Source organism: Streptomyces sp. NPDC093591, assembly GCF_044764885.1.
Classification (GTDB): domain Bacteria; phylum Actinomycetota; class Actinomycetes; order Streptomycetales; family Streptomycetaceae; genus Streptomyces.
The window spans coordinates 290,452-310,150 of sequence record NZ_JBIWIY010000012.1; the positions used below are offsets into that span (position 1 = coordinate 290,452).

At 69.5% G+C, this 19,699-nt stretch carries 13 protein-coding genes; 5 read left to right on the forward strand and 8 right to left on the reverse strand.

What is annotated here, in order from left to right:
• Position 1: 1 nt before the first annotated feature.
• Positions 2-3,655 carry a hydantoinase B/oxoprolinase family protein gene (locus ACIREI_RS26305; protein ID WP_403337359.1) on the forward strand — a complete coding sequence of 1,218 codons (3,654 nt, stop codon included), beginning with the start codon at positions 2-4 and terminating at the stop codon, positions 3,653-3,655.
• Positions 3,636-4,241 carry a GTP-binding protein gene (locus ACIREI_RS26310; RefSeq protein WP_403337362.1) on the forward strand — a complete coding sequence of 202 codons (606 nt, stop codon included), beginning with the start codon at positions 3,636-3,638 and terminating at the stop codon, positions 4,239-4,241. Before ACIREI_RS26305 ends, ACIREI_RS26310 begins: the two co-directional genes overlap by 20 nt.
• A 126-nt stretch (positions 4,242-4,367) precedes the next feature.
• On the opposite strand, the gene glpK is transcribed toward ACIREI_RS26310, so the two are convergent.
• From glpK to ACIREI_RS26335, 5 genes are all read right to left on the reverse strand, one after another.
• On the reverse strand, positions 4,368-5,879 hold the full coding sequence (glpK, locus tag ACIREI_RS26315; RefSeq protein ID WP_403337364.1) for a glycerol kinase GlpK: 1,512 nt from the start codon (positions 5,877-5,879) through the stop codon (positions 4,368-4,370).
• A 22-nt stretch (positions 5,880-5,901) separates the two neighbouring features.
• The gene (locus ACIREI_RS26320; RefSeq protein ID WP_403337367.1) at positions 5,902-6,627 is read right to left on the reverse strand and encodes an MIP/aquaporin family protein; all 726 of its coding nucleotides are present in this window, start codon (positions 6,625-6,627) and stop codon (positions 5,902-5,904) included.
• Positions 6,628-7,110: 483 nt separating this feature from the next.
• Positions 7,111-8,763 (reverse strand): EAL domain-containing protein, encoded by a 1,653-nt coding sequence (locus tag ACIREI_RS26325; protein ID WP_403337369.1) that lies wholly within the window; start codon positions 8,761-8,763, stop codon positions 7,111-7,113.
• Between the two features lie 169 nt (positions 8,764-8,932).
• Entirely contained in the window at positions 8,933-10,123 is a 1,191-nt protein-coding gene (locus tag ACIREI_RS26330) for a lipid-transfer protein (protein WP_403337372.1), read from the reverse strand.
• Positions 10,120-10,545: a Zn-ribbon domain-containing OB-fold protein gene (locus ACIREI_RS26335; RefSeq protein WP_403337434.1), complete on the reverse strand. Its 426-nt coding sequence runs from the start codon at positions 10,543-10,545 to the stop codon at positions 10,120-10,122. The genes ACIREI_RS26330 and ACIREI_RS26335 overlap by 4 nt, the downstream gene beginning before the upstream one ends.
• A 312-nt stretch (positions 10,546-10,857) precedes the next feature.
• Between ACIREI_RS26335 and ACIREI_RS26340 the strand changes: the two genes are divergently transcribed.
• A complete protein-coding gene (locus ACIREI_RS26340) occupies positions 10,858-11,394 on the forward strand; it encodes an NUDIX domain-containing protein (RefSeq protein ID WP_403337375.1) in 537 nt (178 codons plus the stop codon).
• Here ACIREI_RS26340 and ACIREI_RS26345 read toward each other — a convergent pair.
• Positions 11,385-13,763 (reverse strand): TIM-barrel domain-containing protein, encoded by a 2,379-nt coding sequence (locus tag ACIREI_RS26345; protein ID WP_403337377.1) that lies wholly within the window; start codon positions 13,761-13,763, stop codon positions 11,385-11,387. The genes ACIREI_RS26340 and ACIREI_RS26345 overlap by 10 nt on opposite strands.
• A gap of 211 nt (positions 13,764-13,974) precedes the next feature.
• Between ACIREI_RS26345 and ACIREI_RS26350 the strand changes: the two genes are divergently transcribed.
• Positions 13,975-15,942 carry an acetoacetate--CoA ligase gene (locus ACIREI_RS26350; RefSeq protein WP_403337379.1) on the forward strand — a complete coding sequence of 656 codons (1,968 nt, stop codon included), beginning with the start codon at positions 13,975-13,977 and terminating at the stop codon, positions 15,940-15,942.
• A 181-nt stretch (positions 15,943-16,123) separates the two neighbouring features.
• The gene (locus ACIREI_RS26355; protein ID WP_403337382.1) at positions 16,124-17,017 is read left to right on the forward strand and encodes a hypothetical protein; all 894 of its coding nucleotides are present in this window, start codon (positions 16,124-16,126) and stop codon (positions 17,015-17,017) included.
• A gap of 69 nt (positions 17,018-17,086) precedes the next feature.
• On the opposite strand, the gene ptsP is transcribed toward ACIREI_RS26355, so the two are convergent.
• Positions 17,087-18,757 carry a phosphoenolpyruvate--protein phosphotransferase gene (gene ptsP, locus ACIREI_RS26360; RefSeq protein WP_403337385.1) on the reverse strand — a complete coding sequence of 557 codons (1,671 nt, stop codon included), beginning with the start codon at positions 18,755-18,757 and terminating at the stop codon, positions 17,087-17,089.
• Positions 18,758-18,839: 82 nt separating this feature from the next.
• Complete coding sequence (locus ACIREI_RS26365) at positions 18,840-19,289, reverse strand: PTS glucose transporter subunit IIA (RefSeq protein WP_403337387.1); 450 nt, start codon at positions 19,287-19,289, stop codon at positions 18,840-18,842.
• Between the last annotated feature and the right edge of the window lie 410 nt (positions 19,290-19,699).

Consider the following 19,699-nt stretch of genomic DNA (forward strand, 5'->3'; position numbering starts at 1 on the left):
CGTGACAGGCTGGCAGTTCTGGGTCGACCGTGGCGGCACCTTCACGGACATCGTCGCGCGACGCCCGGACGGCCGTCTGCTGACCCACAAACTCCTGTCGGAGAACCCGGCGCGATACTCCGACGCTGCCGTGGCGGGCGTACGAGAACTGCTGGACGGCTCCCAAGGCCACCCCATCGAGGCCGTCCGGATGGGCACGACGGTCGCCACGAACGCCCTCCTCGAGCGCAAGGGCGAGCGGACCCTGCTGGTCGTCACCCGTGGCTTCCGCGACGCCTTGCGCATCGCCTACCAGAACCGGCCCCGCATCTTCGCCCGCCGCATCGAACTTCCCGAGCTGCTCTACGAACGGGTCGTGGAGGTCGACGAACGCATCGCCGCCGACGGCACCGTCCTGCGGACGCCAGACCTGGACGCCCTCGCCGGCCCTCTCCAGGAGGCGTACGACGACGGCATCCGTGCCGTTGCCGTGGTCTGTATGCACAGCCATCTCCACCCAGCCCACGAGCAGGCCGTCGGCGAGCTCGCCGCCCACGTCGGCTTCCCGCAGATCTCGCTGTCCAGCGAGGTCAGCCCTCTGATGAAGCTCGTCCCGCGCGGGGACACCGCTGTTGTGGACGCCTACCTCTCGCCCGTGCTGCGCCGCTACGTCCGGCACGTCGCCGACGAGCTCGAAGGCGTGCGGCTGCTGTTCATGCAGTCCAACGGCGGTCTCGCCGAAGCCGGGCAGTTCCGCGGCAAGGACGCCATCCTCTCCGGCCCCGCCGGAGGCATCGTCGGCATGGCACGCATGTCGCAGCTCGCCGGCTTCGACCGCGTCATCGGCTTCGACATGGGCGGCACCTCCACCGATGTCTCGCACTTCGCCGGCGAGTACGAACGGGTCTTCACCACGCAGATCTCCGGCGTCCGCCTGCGCGCCCCCATGCTGGACATCCACACCGTCGCGGCAGGCGGCGGCTCGGTCCTCCACTTCGACGGGGCCCGCTACCGCGTAGGGCCGGATTCGGCGGGCGCGGACCCGGGGCCCGCCTGCTATCGGGGTGGCGGACCGCTCGCGGTCACCGACGCCAACGTCATGCTCGGCCGCATCCAACCCGCCCACTTTCCCCAGGTGTTCGGCCCCGAGGGCGACCAGCCCCTCGACGACGCCCTCGTCCGGGAGCGTTTCACCGCCCTCGCGCGCGACATCCGCGAGCAGACCGGAGACGATCGCACCCCCGAGCAGGTCGCCGAGGGCTACCTGCAGATCGCCGTCGCCAACATCGCCAACGCCGTGAAGCGGATCTCCGTCCAGAAGGGCCACGACGTCACCCGCTACGCCCTCACCACCTTTGGTGGTGCCGGTGGCCAGCACGCGTGCATGGTCGCCGACTCGCTCGGTATCCGCACGGTCCTCGTGCCGCCCATGGCCGGTGTCCTCTCCGCGCTCGGCATCGGCCTCGCCGACACCACGGCCATGCGCGAACAGTCCGCCGAGGCCCCCCTGGAGGCCACCTCCATGCCCGGCGTCCTGAAGACCGCGGACGCTCTCGAATCCGCTGCCCGCACCGAACTCCTCGACGAGGACGTCCCCGAGGACCGCATCAAGGTCACCCGACGCGCCCAACTCCGCTACGACGGCACCGACACCACCCTCACCGTCGAACTCACCGACCCCGACACCATGCGGCGCGCCTTCGAAGATCGTCATCGCGCCACGTACTCCTTCACCCTCGACCGCCCGATCGTCGTCGAAGCCCTCTCCGTCGAAGCCACCGGCATCACCGACCCCCCCGATCTCTCCGCTCTCGCCCCCTACGAAGCCGCCCCTGAGGGCAGCCCGGCCACCCCGCGGACCGTCCGCCTCCACGCTGGCGGCACATGGCGCGACGTGCCCCTCCACCGCCGCGAGGACCTGCCTCCCGGCCAGACCGTCACCGGCCCGGCGATCATCACCGAGGCCAGCGCGACGACCGTCGTCGACGACGGCTGGCAAGCCGCGGCGACCGACGACGGGCATCTGGTCATGGAACGCGCGGCGATTACGGAGAGTTCCGATCTCGATACGAAAGCCGACCCGGTTCTTCTCGAGGTCTTCAACAACCTCTTCATGTCCATCGCCGAACAGATGGGCGCCCGACTCGAATCCACGGCCCAGTCCGTCAACATCAAGGAACGCCTGGACTTCTCCTGCGCCCTCTTCGACCCGGACGGAAACCTGGTGGCCAACGCCCCGCACATCCCCGTCCACCTGGGCTCGATGGGCACCAGCGTCAAGGAGGTCATCCGACGCCGCGGCTCACGGATGCGCCCCGGCGACACCTACGCCGTCAACGACCCGTACCACGGCGGGACCCACCTGCCCGACGTCACCGTGATCACGCCGGTCTTCGACACGGGAAGCACGGCGAACACGGAGGGTGAGCCGGAAATCCTCTTCTATGTCGCCTCGCGCGGCCATCACGCCGAGATCGGCGGCATCGCCCCAGGCTCCATGCCCGCCAACAGCAGCACCATCGAGGAGGAGGGAATCCTCTTCGACAACTGGCTGCTCGCCGAGAACGGCCGTTTCCGCGAAGAGGAGACCCTCGGCCTGCTCACCGAGGCGCCCTACCCCTCCCGCAATCCCAAGACCAACCTCGCCGACCTGCGCGCCCAGATCGCGGCCAACCGGAAGGGCGTCGACGAAGTCGCCCGCATGATCGAGAACTTCGGCCTCGACGTCGTCCAGGCCTACATGAAGCACGTCCAGGACAACGCGGAGGAAGCAGTACGCGGCGTCATCGACGCCCTGGACGACGGAGAGTACGCCTACGAGACCGACTCCGGCGCCGTCATCCGGGTACGCGTGCGCGTGGACCGCGAGAACCGCTCCGCCACCGTCGACTTCACCGGCACCTCCCCGCAGCTGACCACGAACTTCAACGCCCCCTTCTCGGTCGTCAACGCGGCAGTCCTGTACGTCTTTCGCACGCTGGTCTCCGACGACATCCCGCTCAACGACGGCTGCCTGCGCCCCCTCGAGATCGTCGTGCCGACCGGCTCCATGCTCGCTCCCGAACCCCCGGCAGCGGTGGTCGCGGGCAACGTGGAAACCTCCCAGGCGATCACAGGTGCGCTCTACGCCGCATTGGGCGTCCAGGCCGAGGGCTCCGGCACCATGAACAACGTCACCTTCGGCAACGAGCGCCACCAGTACTACGAGACCGTGGCCTCCGGCTCCGGCGCGGGCGACGGGTTCCCCGGCGCGCCCGTCGTGCAGACCCACATGACCAACTCGCGGCTCACCGATCCCGAAGTGCTGGAGTGGCGACTACCCGTACAGCTAGACGAGTTCGCCGTGCGGCGCGGCAGCGGTGGCGCCGGGCAGTGGCGCGGCGGCGACGGCGCTGTGCGCCGCATCCGGTTCCACGAGCCCATGACCGTCTCCACACTCTCCCAGCACCGCAGGGTCCCGCCGTACGGCATGGCGGGCGGCGGACCCGGTGCGCTGGGAGCCAACCGCGTCGAACGCGCGGACGGCACGGTCACCGCACTCGCCGGAAGCGACTCGGCCGACGTCGGTCCCGGCGACGTACTCGTCATCGAAACCCCCGGCGGCGGAGGCTACGGTCCACCGTCGCGCGACCCCCATCAAGCAGGAGAAGAGATCGATGATCTTCGGGCGTTCTGAGCGCGGGAAGCCTCCGGTCGAGCCCGTCACGCTCAAGATCCTGGTGGCCGGCGGCTTCGGCGTGGGCAAGACCACCCTCGTCGGCGCGGTCAGCGAGATCAGGCCGCTGCGTACCGAGGAACTGCTCACCGAGGCCGGGCGCCCGGTCGACGACACGAGCGGTGTCGAGGGTAAGCGCACCACCACCGTGGCCATGGACTTCGGCCGCATCACGCTCCGCGAGGACCTGGTCCTGTACCTCTTCGGCACGCCCGGCCAGGAGCGGTTCTGGTTCATGTGGGACGAGCTCTCGGAGGGAGCGCTCGGTGCCGTCGTCCTCGCCGACACCCGCCGACTCGAGGACTGCTTCGCGGCCGTGGACTACTTCGAACGGCGCTCCATACCCTTCCTCGTCGGCGTCAACTGCTTCGAGGGAGCGGCCCGTTACCCGGCGGAGGACATCCGCCAGGCCCTCGATCTCGACGACGGCGTACCGCTGCTGCTGTGCGACGCCCGCGACCGGGAGTCCGTCAAGGAGACCCTCATCGGCGTCGTCCAGCACGCGATGGCCTACCAGGCGGACCGCCGTCAGACGGTGACCACCTGAACCCCGACGCGAGGGTGCGGCCCGTACCCCCGCCGACCGGGGTACGAGCCGCGGCTCATGGGCACGCGCGCGTGGCTGGAGCCAACGCACGCACGCGTGCACCCATCACAGCTCTCGCCGTGTCCCTCAGGCGTCGCCGTCCTCCTGCCAGCCGAAGCTCTTCTCCACCGCCTTGCGCCAGTTGTGGTACTCGCGGTCACGGACATCGGCGGTCATGGCAGGCGTCCACTCGGCGTCCTTCGCCCAGTGCGCCTTGAGCTCGTCCAAGTCGTTCCACACGCCCGTGGCCAGCCCTGCCGCGTATGCGGCACCCAGACAGGTCGTCTCGGAGACCTTGGGCCGGATCACGGGCACGTCGAGCACATCCGCCTGGTGCTGCATGAGCAGGTTGTTCTTCGTCATGCCGCCGTCGACCTTCAGGGTCGTGATCTGCACCCCGGAGTCCTGGTACATGGCGTCCACGACCTCACGCGTCTGCCAGCTCGTCGCCTCCAGCACCGCGCGCGCGAGGTGCGCCTTGGTGACGTACCGCGTCAGTCCGGTGATGACACCGCGCGCGTCGGAGCGCCAGTACGGCGCGAACAGGCCGGAGAAGGCGGGCACGATGTACGCGCCTCCGTTGTCCTCGACGCTCGCCGCCAGGGACTCGATCTCGTCGGCGGTGCGGATGATGCCGAGCTGGTCCCGGAACCATTGGACCAGCGCGCCCGTTATCGCTATCGACCCCTCCAGGCAGTACACGGGCGCCTCGCTGCCGATCTTGTAGCCCATGGTCGTCAGCAGCCCGCTCTTCGACGGCACCGGCCGGTTGCCCGTGTTGAGCAGCAGGAAGCTGCCCGTGCCGTAGGTGTTCTTCGCCGTGCCCACGTCGTAGCAGGCCTGCCCGAACACCGCTGCTTGCTGGTCGCCCAGCGCGGACGCGACGGGCACGCCGGACAGTTGTCCGACAGCGGTCCCGTACACCTCGGCGGAGGACTTGATCTCCGGTAGGACGGCCTCGGGCACGTTCATGGCAGACAGGATCGAGGAGTCCCACTGCAGGCTCTCCAGGTTCATCAGCATGGTGCGACCGGCGTTCGTCACGTCGGTGACGTGGTGTCCGCCGTCCGTGCCGCCGGTGAGGTTCCAGATCAGCCAGGAGTCGATGGTGCCGAAGGCGATCTCGCCGCGCTCGGCGCGAGCCCTGAGACCGGGCACGTTGTCCAGCAGCCAGGCCGCCTTCGGTCCGGAGAAGTAGCTGGCCAGTGGCAACCCGGTCTGCTCACGGAAACGATCCTGCCCGTCCGAGCCGCCGAGTTGGTTGCACAGCGCCGCGGTACGCGTGTCCTGCCACACGATCGCGTTGTGCACAGGCTTGCCCGTCGCGCGGTCCCACAGCACCGTCGTCTCGCGCTGGTTGGTGATGCCGAGGGCACTGAGCTGGTCGGCGCGCAGCCCGGCCTTGGCGATGGCGCCGGCGACCACCGCCTGCACCTTCGACCAGATCTCGGTGGCGTCGTGCTCCACCCAGCCGGGCTTGGGGAAGATCTGGCGGTGCTCGCGCTGGTCGACGGCCACGATGGCGCCGTCCTGGTTGAAGATGATGCAGCGGCTGGAGGTCGTGCCCTGGTCGATAGCGGCGACGAACTTGTCCGTCATGACGTCCCCTTCGTCGGTTCCTTCAGAAGGCTGCGTTGAAGATGAGCCCGGACAGCGCCCCGCCGATGAGCGGTCCGACCACCGGAATCCATGCGTAACCCCAGTCCGAGTTGCCCTTGTTGGGAATCGGGAGCAGCGCGTGGACGATGCGCGGGCCCAGGTCGCGGGCCGGGTTGATCGCATATCCCGTGGGACCGCCGAGCGACAGACCGATGCCGACCACGAGGAACGAGACGATCAGGATCGCCGTACCGGACACGCCGAGCCCCTTGGTCAGACCGAACGCCAGGATCGGCAGCACCAGCGCGATGGTCGCGATGATCTCGGTGATGAGATTCGCGACGACATTGCGGATCGCGGGGGCGGTGGAGAAGATTCCGAGGGTCGGCTGAGCGATGTCCTTGTCGGCGTTGGCCTGGAACTGCGCGAAGTACACCAGCCAGCACAGCATCGCACCCAGCATCGCGCCGACCATCTGGCCGGCGATGTAGATGTGGACCTTGTCCCATTCCCCCGTGTCGATGGCGATGCCGATCGTCACGGCCGGGTTGAGCTGACCTCCGGACAGCGGCGCGGCGGTGTACGCGCCGGCCATCACGCCGAAGCCCCAGCCGAACGCGATGACGACCCAGCCCGCGTCCTTCGCCTTCGAATAGTTGAGTACGACGGCGGCGACGACTCCGGCCCCGAAGAGGATCAGGATCGCGGTACCGATGACCTCACCGAGGAATATGTCTCCGTTGCTCATGGCGGCTCCTAGGCCCTGGCCGGGACGATCGGCCCCGGTTCTCCGTGCGGGGTGCGTTTCCCACGGCGACTTCAGCCGAAGGCAGGGAGGTCCCGCGCCCCGCCCGGCGTCCGTGACGAGCGTGCCGTCGCAGCCGACTCGCCCGTGGGGGAAGGGAGCCATGGTCCAGGCGGAACCGCGCGGCGCAGTGCGTGGATACGCCGAGAATGTACGGCGATGTCGACCGACACCGGGAAGTGTTCACCGGCGTCCAGGGGGCGTCAAGGTCGCCGACGCCAATGGTTGGGGGCGCACCGACGGACCACGGAGCGTCGCCCACGCGGCTCATGGCGCGCCCGTTCGGAGGTGGGACGGCCTCCGATGCCCTGCTGAGGCCGGCAGGGAGGCCAGTTCCTGCTGAACCCGGCAGGGGTCGAAGACCATGGCTGTGCTGAGGCCGTACGGACGCCCTTCGGCCTCCGACGACCTCGTGGGAAAAGCCTCTCACCCCCTGCTCGGGTCCGCCACCGCCCACTCGGCCGGGGCCGTCGCCGCCGCCACGCCGCGCAGGATCTCGTGCCCGGACAGCCCCGCGCGGCCCATCACCCAGCTCGCCCCGCTCAGTGACTTCGCGGCCTTCTTCAGAGGGGCCAGACATGCGGCCGCCTGCCGGTGGTCCGTCACGCTCCCGGGCTCGCACAGGACCGTGGCCAGGGAGAGGGTGACGGGACGCCCACCTGCGGACCAGGGCGCGTCCAGCACGGAGGCGACCAGCGGATTGAGCCCCTCCGGATCCGCGAGCACCAGGAAGTCGTCCCCGCCGATGTGGCCCACGCGGGTACTGTCGGACGCAGCGCGCTGCAGCGCCCGTCCCACCGACCGGATCAGCTCGTCGCCCGCCGCGAACCCCGCCCCGTCGTTGACCTGTTTGAAGTGGTCCACGTCCAGCCAAGTCAGCGCGAACGTCCGCCCGTCCGCGATCCGCCGGTCCACCTCACCGGTGATCGCATCCGAACCGGGCAGCCGTGTCAGCGGATTCAGCCCCGCGGCCTCCTCGACCCGCGTCTCGGCGAGCGCCCGTACGAGGTCCGCGAGCCGTACGACGCCCACACACCGGCCGTACCGGTCGACCACCGCCACATCATCCGAAGTACGGTCCCGGCCTCCGACGGCGACCACGTCCAGCACTTCCCACGCCGTGGCGTCCACGCCCACCGTGCGCGGCGGATCTCCCAGCTTCGCCGCGGGCCGGTCGGCGTACAGCGCATGGCCGTACCGCCCCGACATCGACAGCAGGAACCGGGAACGGTGCACGGACCGCACCGGGACGCCGTTCGAGTCCACCAGCAGCACGCCGGACACGTCCGGCGATCCCGTCAGCAGCGCTCGCACCTGGCCGGCGGACGCGGTGGCGGGCAGTAGTGCGGCCGGCCGCACGAACTCCCGCACCGACGGCCCCGAGCGTGGCGTCACCGTCAGTCCTGGGGAGCGCGGCGGAACGTATACCTCCGCCGCCGGCAGCCGAGCCGGGGGAGCGAACAGCTCCCCCTGTGCCAGCTGTGCACCGGCCGACCGCGCGGATGCGCACTGCAACTCCGTCTCCACCCCCTCGACGCACAGGAGCGCTCCCAACTGCTCACACAGCGTCCGCATCGCCCGTACCGCCGCCGGCCGCGGCAGCAGGCACGCATCGAGTTTCACCAGGTCCGGTGCCATGTCGGTGAGCAACCGCAGCGGCAGGTCCCCGTCGCCGATGCCGTCCGCGCTGACCCGGAAGCCCTGCTCCCGCAACGCTCCGATCGCCTCCAGCAGTGCGTGCTGGGGCACGTGCGTGTACGGCGGACCGACATCGATCGTCACCTCCCACGGCAGTCGCCCCGCCGCACGCACGGCGTCGTGCAGCGGTGTCAGTCCGCCCAGGTCGGCGAGGGTGCCGGCGAAAACGTTGACGTACAGCGGCAGCAAGGTCTCCTTGCGAGCCGCCGTACGGAACGCCAACACGGAAAGACGGCCGTCGAGTTCGGGATCGCGGCGGGCCTCGGCCAGGACGTCGCCGGTCTCCGGGCGGGCGAGTATCTCCAGCCCCGCGACTCCTCCGGTCGTCAGATTGACCACCGGTTGGAACGCGAAGCGGAGAGTATCCGTCCAGGAGGGCACGCGAGCATGATCTCGCCGCCGGCAGGCGCCCGAGCCCAGTTCATGAGACGTTCACGCAGGATTCCGGGTTGGTCACACAGCGTAGAAGCACCTCTCCTTCCTTGGTCGTTACTACGGCGACAGCACACTCGTACGGCCGAAGGGTGGCGCCCGCCGCGCCGCTGGCGCATCACCGCACCGCGATCACCGCCGAGCCGTGCCCGAACAGCCCCTGATTCGCGGCGATCCCCACACGTGCCCCGGCGACCTGCCGGTCGCCGGCGTCACCTCTCAACTGCCAGGTGAGTTCGCAGACTTGGGCTATCGCCTGGGCCGGAACGGCCTCCCCGAATGAGGCAAGCCCGCCACTCAGGTTCACGGGTATGCGTCCCCCCAGCGCCGTCGCGCCCTCCCGCAGCAGCTTCGCGGCCTCTCCCTCGCCGCACAGCCTCAGATCCTCGTACCACTGCAACTCCAGGGCGGTGGACAGGTCGTAGACCTCCGCGAAGGAGAGCTCCTCGGGGCCGATGCCCGCTTCCTCGTAGGCGGCGCTCGCGATCGACTCCCTGAAGGTCTCGGCCGCCGGTGGTACCGCCGCCGCGGAGTCCGTCGCCATGTCGGGCAGATCCAGGACCGCGTTGGGATAACGCGGTGTCACCGTGGATACCGCCCGGATCCGCACCGGATCCCGGGCCCCGTGCCGACGCGCGAACTCCATGCCGGCCAGCACCAGCGCCGCCCCTCCGTCCGAGGTCGCGCAGATGTCGAGCAGGCGCAGGGGATCGGCGACCACGGCAGAGGCGGCGACCTCTGCGGCGGTGACCTGCTTGCGGTAGCGCGCGTACGGATTGGCTGCGCCCAAGGCGGAGTTCTTCACCTTGACCTGCGCGAAGTCCTCGGGCGTATCGCCGTGCACGGCCATCCGGCGGCGCGCGTACAGCCCGAAGTACGCCGGATTGGTCGCACCGAGGACGCGGAAGCGCAGCCAGTCCGGATCGTCGGGCCGGTCGCCGCCGGCGGGCCGGAAGAAGCCCTTGGGTGCCGCATCGGCGCCCACCACGAGCACCACGTCCGCGAGCCCCGAAAGTATCTGCGCCCGACCGGCGTTGACGGCCTGTGCCCCGGACGCGCACGCCGCGTACACGCTCGTGATCCGGGCGCCCTGCCAGCCGAGCGCTTTCGCGAAAGTGGCCCCGGCCACATACCCCGGATAGCCGCCCCGCACGGTGTCCGCACCGATGATCGACCCGATGTCCCGCCACTCCAGTCCCGCATCCGTGAGCGCCGCGCGGGCCGCCGCCGTCCCGTACTCGACGAAGCTGCGCCCCCACTTGCCCCAGGGGTGCATGCCCACGCCGAGCACCGCCACCTCCTCCGTCATGCCGTCACCCCCGTCGGCCGCCATTGCCAGGTCGTCCAGATCGTCTCCGCGTCCTCATGGAGCACGCCGGGAACGACCTCCACCTCCATGCCCACCGTCAGATCGTCGACGGTGACCCCGGGAACCGCCTGTCCCAGCAGCACGAGACGCTCGGACTCCAGCTCCACAGCGACCAACGCGTACGGCTCCCACGGAAGTTCCGGATCGGTCACATAGGGTGACGGGGGCCGGTACCGGCTGTCCGTGTACGACCAAACGCGCCCCCGCCGCGAGAGCGGCACCTCCTCCAGGTCGCCGCCCGGGCAGCCCGGGTTGCGGCAGTGGGTGTCCTCGCGCGGGAAGAAGACCGAGGTGCAGTTCGAGCACCGGGTGCCGAGGAGCCGGAAGTCGTCCCCGTCACCGGCGAACCACCCGGCGACCACAGGCGTGCGCGTGCGTGGCATAGCCCCTCCTGCAACAGATCTGACGGGACGTCAGAAGTGTGCCACGGGCAACCGGAAAGCGGCAGGGCGGCCATGTGTGAGCGGACTGCATCCGATGGCCAGGTAGCTCAAGAGCACCCTCGAAGCCGTCGGATTCATGAACCTCGCCGAAGAGTGGTGGCTCTGCACGTACGAGCGGGAGCCCTGGCCTGCCGGCTACTTCGACCTCCCCGCGTTCTGGAAATCCCTCGCAAGGCAGTAGTGACCGGCCCCCGGAAGACTCCCCTCCACTGATCGGATACAGTCCGCCGCGTGTCCGAAACTCAGCACTCCGCCCCCAACTCCGCAGCAGACTCTCACTGTTCGAGCTGCGGCGCGCCCTACGGAGAGGGCGTCTCCGGCTGGCCCCGCACCTGCCCGGCGTGCACAACCGTGGCCTACCGCAATCCGCTGCCGGTAGCGATCGCACTCCAGCCCGTATACGACACGAAGGGCACCGCCCTGGTCGTCATCACCCGAACCATCGCCCCCGCGCGCGGAGGCACCGCCCTGCCCGGCGGCTACATCGACGACCGGGAGGACTGGCGGCAGGCCGTCGTACGCGAACTCAAGGAAGAGACCGGCATCGACGCGGCCGGCCGCGACGTACGTCTCGTCGACGCGATGAGCTCCCCAGACGGGCACCTACTGCTGTTCGGCCTGCTGCCGGAACGGCCCGCCGACCGCCTGCCGACGTCGGCCGCCACCGACGAGACCGAGGGCTGGCACCTCCTGCACAGGCCGGAGGAACTGGCCTTCCCGCTGCACACGCTGGCCGTACGGGCGTTCTTCGAAGGCCGCTACATCTGAGATCGACACTCGCCGAGCCCTCGTATGCGGACCGGATGAGGTGACGGGACCACCCCGTCCTCGAGCTCCCGCTCGACGACCAGCTTCCGGCCCTCCCAGCGGCTGATGTAACGCTCGATCTCCGGCTCGTCCCAGCCGTCACCCCCATCCGGCACCACCAGCCCGCCCCCGGTATGTCCCGGGGCGGGCGCCCACACCTCCAGTTCCAGCCCGCCGTCGTCCCCGCGTACGGGGACGACGGCGCCCGAGCGCGCGAGCACCGGGATCCGAGACAGAGGCGCGTCGACGAGCACCTGGCCGGGCCCCTCGTACACCCGCTCCGTCGCGGTGTCGTACCACCGCCCCCGCGGCAGCTGCACCGCACGCCGGTCGACCCCCGCATCCAGCACCGGCGCCACCAGAAGGCAGTCGCCCAGCAGAAACGCATCCTCGCAGTCGCGCAGCGCGCGGTCGTCCGGCGTCGACCACCACAGGGGACGTACATAAGGCGCCCCTGTGCGCCGGGCCAGATGCGCCAGCGTCACGAAGTACGGCAGCAGCCGCCGACGCTCGACGAGCGCCACGCGCGCGTGCTCCAGCACTTCGGAACCGAACTCCCATGGCTCCCGGCGCCCCGCGCGCAGGCTCGCGTGCGTACGGAACAGCGGCAGATACGCGGCCAACTGGAACCACCGCAGATACAGCTCCGGCGACGGACTCCCGTCGAAGCCGCCGACGTCCGGCCCCGAGTACGGCACGCCGCACAGCCCGAGCCCCATGACCAGCGACAACGACGCCCGCAGGCCGGGCCAGCCTGTGGCCACGTCCCCGGACCACGTCCCCCCGTAGCGCTGCATACCGGCCCATCCGGAGCGTGAGAAGACGAAGGGCCGCTCCTCGGGCGCCGACTCGCGCAGCGCCTCATAGGCAGCCCTGGCCATGCACAGGCCGTAGACGTTGTGCGCCTCCTGATGATCCCCGCCACGCCCCTCCAGGGAGTGCCGGGCCGAACGCGGCAGCGTCGACTCCCCGAAGGCGGCGAACGAGGTCGGCTCGTTCATGTCATGCCAGAAACCCGAGAAACCCTGCGCCAGCCGCTCCTCGTACAGGCCACCCCACCACTCACGCACGCGCGCGTGCGTGAAGTCCGGGAAGACCGCCTCCCCGGGCCAGACCACCCCCCGCACGAGCTCTCCCGAGGCATCCCTCACGAACGCGTCCTCGGCCGTCCCACTGTCGTACACGACATTGCCCGGCGCGGCCCTGACCGCCGGATCGACGATCGACACCAGGCGGATATCGTCCCGCCGCAACTCCTCGGCGAGCTGCGGCAGCTTGGGGAAGCCCTCCTGGTCGACCGTGAACACCTGATGCTCGTCGTAATGGTCGATGTCCAGATGCACCGCGTCCAGCGGCAAATCCCGCTCCTGGTAGCCCGAAACGATCCGCCGCACTTCCTGCTCGCTGCCGAAGCCCCACCGCGCGTGCTGGTGACCCAGCGCCCACGCGGGCGGCAGCGCCGCCGCACCGGTGAGCGAGGCCCAGACGAGCAGCACGCGCGCGGGAGTGCCCACCATCACCCAGCAGCGCAGCGGACCGCCGTCCATCCGCAGCTCGCTGATCCCCGCCCGGTCGTGCCCTGAACCGGCCCCCTCCTCGCCCTCCCGCAGCGTCACGGTGCCGTCCCACGAGGTGTCGTGGAACACCAGATGAGTGCCGGCGTCGGCCACCACCAACTGCACCGGCATGGTGATGTACAGCGGGTCGTCGCCAGGGCCGAAGGCACGGCCGGGATCGGTGTTCCACAACCGGTACGTTCCGCCTCTCAGACGCGGCCCCGACGCCCGCCCCCCGAGCCCGAAGAAGCGCGCCTCCGCGGCGACCTCCGACCGCTGCATCCACCGTGCCGCCCCACCGTCGACAGGCTCCCACCAACGCGGCGGAAGATCGCGCCGGAGTGTCACTCCACCGGGTGTCTGCACCTCCACCGCGCCATGTCGCGAGATGACGACCGTCACCCGCTCGGCCACGACCCGCCAGCCACCGTCCTTGTCGGGCTCCAGCAACGCCCGGGGATCCGGTTCCGGACAGCGCCCCGCAAGCGCGTACGACGGCTCAGGAGCGGCCCCGTCCCAGCCCCAGAAGACGGCGCCGTTCACGGCGACAGTGATGCGCAGCTCGGACCGGCTGAACCGGATGACACCGCCCCCCGGGCCGGGCCGCACCTCCTGCACGGGCCCGGGCACCCGCGCGCGCTCGGCGCCCCGGCGCGGCAAACCGACGGCGTCGGCACGCCTCCTGCGCCACGCCGCCCGCACGGTACGCAATCCCTGAGCCGCCCCCACAGAACCGACCGCCTTAATCGAACGCACCAGGTCACGACCGTCCATGCTGCTCAGCCTGCCATTGCCAGCGCCACACACGCGTGCCGTTCAACTTCCGTTCACCCGTGCCGGGACCACATCTTCACGACACGGACTATGTGGGGCTCACCCTGGTGCAGAAGTCGATCACATGGCATCGTCCGTGTCATCCGCGTCACGCGCACACCCCGCCGTGCGCGGAGGACGCACACGACGCGCAAAGTCCGGGAGCCGCCCCATGTCGACCGTGAACCCCCAGCCGCTCTGGCAGCCAGATCCGGAACGCATCGCCCAGGCTCGAGTCACCAAGTTCCAGGCCTGGGCCGCCGAAAACCACGGAGCCCCCGCGGAGGGCGGCTACGCGGCCCTGCACCGCTGGTCGGTCGACGAGCTGGACAGTTTTTGGAGAGCCGTCACGGAGTGGTTCGACGTCAGCTTCTCCACGCCCTACGCGCGCGTGCTCGGCGACCGCTCGATGCCCGGCGCCGAGTGGTTCCCCGGCGCGACCCTGAACTACGCCGAGCACGCCCTGCGCGCCGCCGCCACCCGCGCCGCCGACCCCGCCCTCCTGTACGTCGACGAATCCCACCAGCCCAGCCCCGTGACCTGGTCCGAACTGCGCCGCCAGGTGGGCTCCCTGGCGGCCGAGCTGCGCGCCCTCGGCGTACGCCCCGGTGATCGCGTCAGCGGCTACCTCCCGAACATCCCGCAGGCCGTGGTGGCCCTCCTCGCCACGGCAGCCGTGGGCGGCGTCTGGACCTCCTGCGCCCCCGACTTCGGCGCCCGCAGCGTCCTGGACCGCTTCCAGCAGGTCGAACCCGTCGTCCTGTTCACCGTCGACGGCTACCGTTACGGAGGCAAGGAGCACGACCGCCGCGACACCGTCACCGAACTGCGCCGCGAACTGCCCACCCTGCGCGCCGTGGTGCACATTCCCCTCCTCGGCACCGAGGCCCCCGAAGGCGCACTGGAGTGGTCGGCCCTCACCGCCGCCGACGAGGAACCCGTCTTCGAGCAGGTACCTTTCGACCACCCCCTCTGGGTGCTCTACTCCTCCGGCACGACCGGCCTCCCCAAGGCCATCGTCCAGTCCCAGGGCGGCATCCTCGTCGAGCACCTCAAACAACTCGGCCTGCACTGCGACCTGGGCCCCGAAGACCGCTTCTTCTGGTACACGTCGACAGGCTGGATGATGTGGAACTTCCTCGTCTCCGGCCTCCTCACCGGCACCACGATCGTCCTCTACGACGGCAGCCCGGGCTATCCCGACACAGGCGCCCAGTGGCGGGTCGCCGAACGCACGGGAGCCACCCTCTACGGCACCTCTGCCGCATACGTCATGGCCTGCCGCAAGGCCGGCGTGCACCCGGCACGCGACTACGACCTCGCAAGCGTCCAGTGCGTCGCGACCACCGGATCACCCCTCCCACCGGACGGATTCCGCTGGCTGCACGACGAGGTCCGCGACGACCTGTGGATCGCCTCCGTCAGCGGCGGCACGGACGTGTGCTCCTGCTTCGCCGGAGCCGTGCCCACGCTCCCCGTGTACGTCGGCGAGCTCCAGGCCCCCAGCCTGGGCACCGACCTGCAGTCCTGGGACCCCAGCGGCAAACCCCTCGTCGACGAAGTGGGCGAGCTCGTGGTCACCAACCCCATGCCGTCCATGCCGATCTACTTCTGGAACGACCCCGACGGCAGCCGGTACCACGAAAGCTACTTCGACACGTATCCCGGCGTCTGGCGCCACGGCGACTGGATCACCGTCACCTCACGCGGCTCCGTCGTCATCCACGGACGCTCCGACTCGACACTCAACCGCCAGGGCGTGCGCATGGGTTCGGCCGATATCTATGAAGCAGTGGAGCGCCTCCCCGAGATCAAGGAATCCCTCGTCATCGGCATCGAGCAGCCCGACGGCGGCTACTGGATGCCCTTGTTCGTGCACCTGGCCTCCGGAGCCGTGCTCGACGAGGCCCTCCTGAGCCGCATCAAGCAGACCATCCGCGAACAGCTCTCACCGCGTCACGTCCCCGACGAGATCATCGAGGTCCCCGGCGTCCCACACACCCTCACCGGAAAGCGCATCGAAGTCCCGGTCAAGCGCCTTCTCCAGGGCACACCGCTGGAAAAGGCGGTCAACCCGGGCTCCATCGACAATCTCGATCTCCTGCACTTCTACGAGGATCTCGCCCGCAATCGAGCCTGACCCACGCGACGGCCTCGGCCTCACCGAACCTCGACGACCTCCGAGGCCGACCGTCGCATCACTCCACGCCCGACCTGCACGAACGCACTGCTCCTGGTCCTCAGGCGCCTCACACCGATGCCGTTGTCAGTGCTGCCGGTTACTGTGAGTGAGCATTGATCGACTGTGCACAGGGGGAAACATGGTCCACACCGACCACCAGACGATGCGACGCGTCCTGCGCCGCGAGATCGCCGGCACGATCGGCCTGCTGACCGACGAGCACGATTTCCGTGCCATGCGGCGCTACCGCAGCTTCACCTTCGACGACCACAAGATCTACCTGCAACAGATGGAGGCTCTCCTCAGGACACGGACCTCCGAAGGCAGCCATACGACGATCGCCCTCTTCGACCCGGAGGAATACGCCGAGTTCTGCGCGGAAACGGGCCTCGACCCCGATATCCCGTCGAGCCGCACCCGCTTCACCGCCGAACTTGCGACCACCGGCCCCACCCTCCCCTACGAGGGCCAGCCCCTGGCAGACCTCGTCCCGGCCCTCGTCGACGAAGCCGTCCGACAAGCCACGTGGGAGTACGCGTCCACCCTCCTGGCACGACTCGGCGCCTGCGCCACCTGCGGCGAGGACATCGGCCGCGCGGCCTTCGCCCGCGCCTCGAACCTTCTCTTCCGCATCCTGGACACGGCCCAGCCGGGCCACCGACATCTCGTCTGCAGCGTCACGGGAACCCCGGAAACACTCCTCGCCGTCCTGCACGCCGACGAAGACGCCCACGGCGCAACCCACCTCGACGAGGCCGAAGTCCTGGAGTTCACCACAGTCCTCGCCCTCGGCATCGCCACCCAGGGCCCTGGTGGACTCGTGATGCGGACCAGCGCCCCCGACGCATCGGACCGGATCTACGGATGGCGCCTGCGCGGGGAAGGGCTCGAACCCCTCACAGCGGGCGAGGTCTTCGACGCCTACTGCACCGACATCGAATCCGGAGACCTCATCTCCCCGGAATCCGGCGTCGACTACTGCGTGCCGCCGGATCTCGGAGGTGAGGAAGCGCCGCCGGGACACCGCCACTGAACGCAGGAGGGGCGCTCCATCCGTAGGTGGAGCGCCCCGCGTGAACCGGCGTGCAGCCGTCCCGCTCCGCTACTCGCCGGACAGCACCGCCTGAGCGGCGTTGCGCGCCTCCTCGGCGCTGTCCGCCGCCCGCGCAGCCGCAGCGGCCCGCTCACACTGCGCCAGCGTGTACTTCGCCAGCGTCGCCCGGACGTAAGGAATAGACGCCGAACCCATGGACAGGGAGGTCACACCCAGACCGGTCAGCACACACGCCAGCAGTGGATCGGACGCCGCCTCACCACAGACACCACAGCTCTTGCCCTCGGCCTTCGCTGCCTCGGCGGACAACGCGACCAGATCGAGCAGCGCGGGCTGCCACGGGTCCTGCAGCCGGGACACCGCACCCACCTGACGGTCTGCGGCGAAGGTGTACTGCGCGAGGTCGTTCGTCCCCAACGACAGGAACTCGACCTCCTGCAGGATCGAACGCGCCCGCAGCGCGGCCGACGGAATCTCCACCATCGCACCGAACTTCGCCTGGAGCCCGGCCGCACGACACGCGTCCGCGAACGCCTTCGCATCGGTACGGTCCGCCACCATCGGAGCCATGACCTCGAGGTAGACGGGCAGCCCCTCCGCCGCCTTGGCGAGTGCCGTCAACTGGGTGCGCAGAACCTCGGGGTGGTCCAGCAGCGTTCGCAGACCGCGCACACCCAGCGCCGGGTTCGGCTCATCGGCCGGCGTCAGGAAGTCCAGCGGCTTGTCCGCGCCCGCGTCCAGTACACGTACGACGACACGGCCCTCGGGGAAGGCCTCGAGAACCTGCCGATAGGCCTCGACCTGCTTCTCTTCCGACGGTGCCTTCTTGCTGTCGTCGAGGAAGAGGAACTCGGTGCGGAACAGACCGACACCCTCAGCGCCCGCCTCGACAGCAGCCGGGACGTCGGACGGACCACCGACATTGGCGAGCAGCGGCACCTTGTTGCCGTCGGCTGTTGCCCCCGGACCCGTCGACGCCGCGAGTGCGGCCTTGCGCGCAGCGGCAGCCGCCTCCAGCTCCGCCTTCTTCTCCTCGCTCGGGTTCACGAAGATGTCACCGGTGCTGCCGTCCACGGCGATGACCGTGCCCTCGGCGAGCTCACCGGCGCCCGGCAGCGCGACCACGGCCGGCACACCCAGCGCCCTCGCCAGAATCGCGCTGTGACTGGTCGGCCCCCCCTCCTCGGTGACAAAGCCGAGAACGAGGGTCGGGTCCAGCAGCGCCGTATCCGCCGGAGCGAGGTCGCGAGCCACGAGGACATAGGGCTCGTCGCTGTCCGGGACACCCGGCATCGGCACCCCGAGCAGACGAGCGACGATACGATTCCGCACGTCGTCAAGGTCGGCAACGCGGCCGGCCAGGTACTCACCGGCACCCGCCAGCAGCTCGCGGTACGCGGCGAAAGCGTCGTACACGGCCCGCTCGGCCGTGCTGCCGACGGCGATACGCCGATCCACATCCGCCATCAGCTCGGGGTCCTGGGCCATCATCGCCTGCGCCTCGAGCACCGCCTGAGCTTCGCCGCCCGCCAGATTGCCGCGCGCCATCAGGTCGGCTGCCACAGCCTCCACGGCCTTACGAGCGCGCCCCTGTTCACGCTCCGCATCCTCGGCCGGAATCTGCTTGGCAGGCGGCTCGAGGACCGCCGTTCCCATGTGCCGAACCTCGCCGATCGCCACACCGTGGCTCACGCCGACGCCTCGCAGCGTTGTCTCCATCTCACCCGTCTCCGTTAGCGCGGCGTGTCCCGCCGCCGTGGTGTTTGTCGTCCCTACATGCCGTCGTACGACGGCAACGGTGTCACTTCCAGATGAAGAGACTGTCGCCGGCCTTCACATCGCCGTCGTCACGCAGATCGGAGAGGGCCTCGGCCGTGGCCTCGAGGGCCACGATCGGGCACACCGGGGACTTACCGGCTGCCTCGACGGCCGCCGGGTTCCAGCGCACGATGCCCTGGCCCCGCGTCACGGTGTCGCCCTTGTTGACGAGGAGCTCGAAACCCTCGCCGTTGAGCTGCACGGTGTCGATACCGAGGTGAGTGAGCACACCGTGCCCGTGCTCGTCGACGACGACAAAGGCGTGCGGATGGAGAGAGACGATGACTCCGTCCACGGGCGACACGGCCTCGGAGGGCTCACGCACGGGGTCGATCGCGGTGCCCGGGCCGACCATGGCCCCGGAGAAGACCGGATCCGGCACGGATGCCAGTCCGACGGCGCGTCCTGCCAGCGGGGACGTCACGGTGGTCATGGGAAGCCTCCCAGGGGTGGAGATCGATATGGGCCGCCGTTGCCTGTGCGAGCGGCACACTGTTCAGCAGGGTATGTCACATGAAGTGCAGGTTCCGCGCGAGCACTTCGAAGTGGTCTAGACCATACCTCAAGTCGATTTGCACCGGCTCGGCGGCTGCGTGTACAGTCGTACTCCTGCTTGGGGCTGAGCGATGCGGCTACGCGTCCTGGTCTGGCAGCACCCAAATTTGTCAGATCCTATCTCGGGGTCGCCTTCTGCATGTCCGCAGGATGGTGGTCAGAGGGCCGGAAAAACACTGATAGAGTTTGGAACACCGAAGGGAAGCGCCCGGAGGAAAGCCCGAGAGGGTGAGTACAAAGGAAGCGTCCGTTCCTTGAGAACTCAACAGCGTGCCAAAAATCAACGCC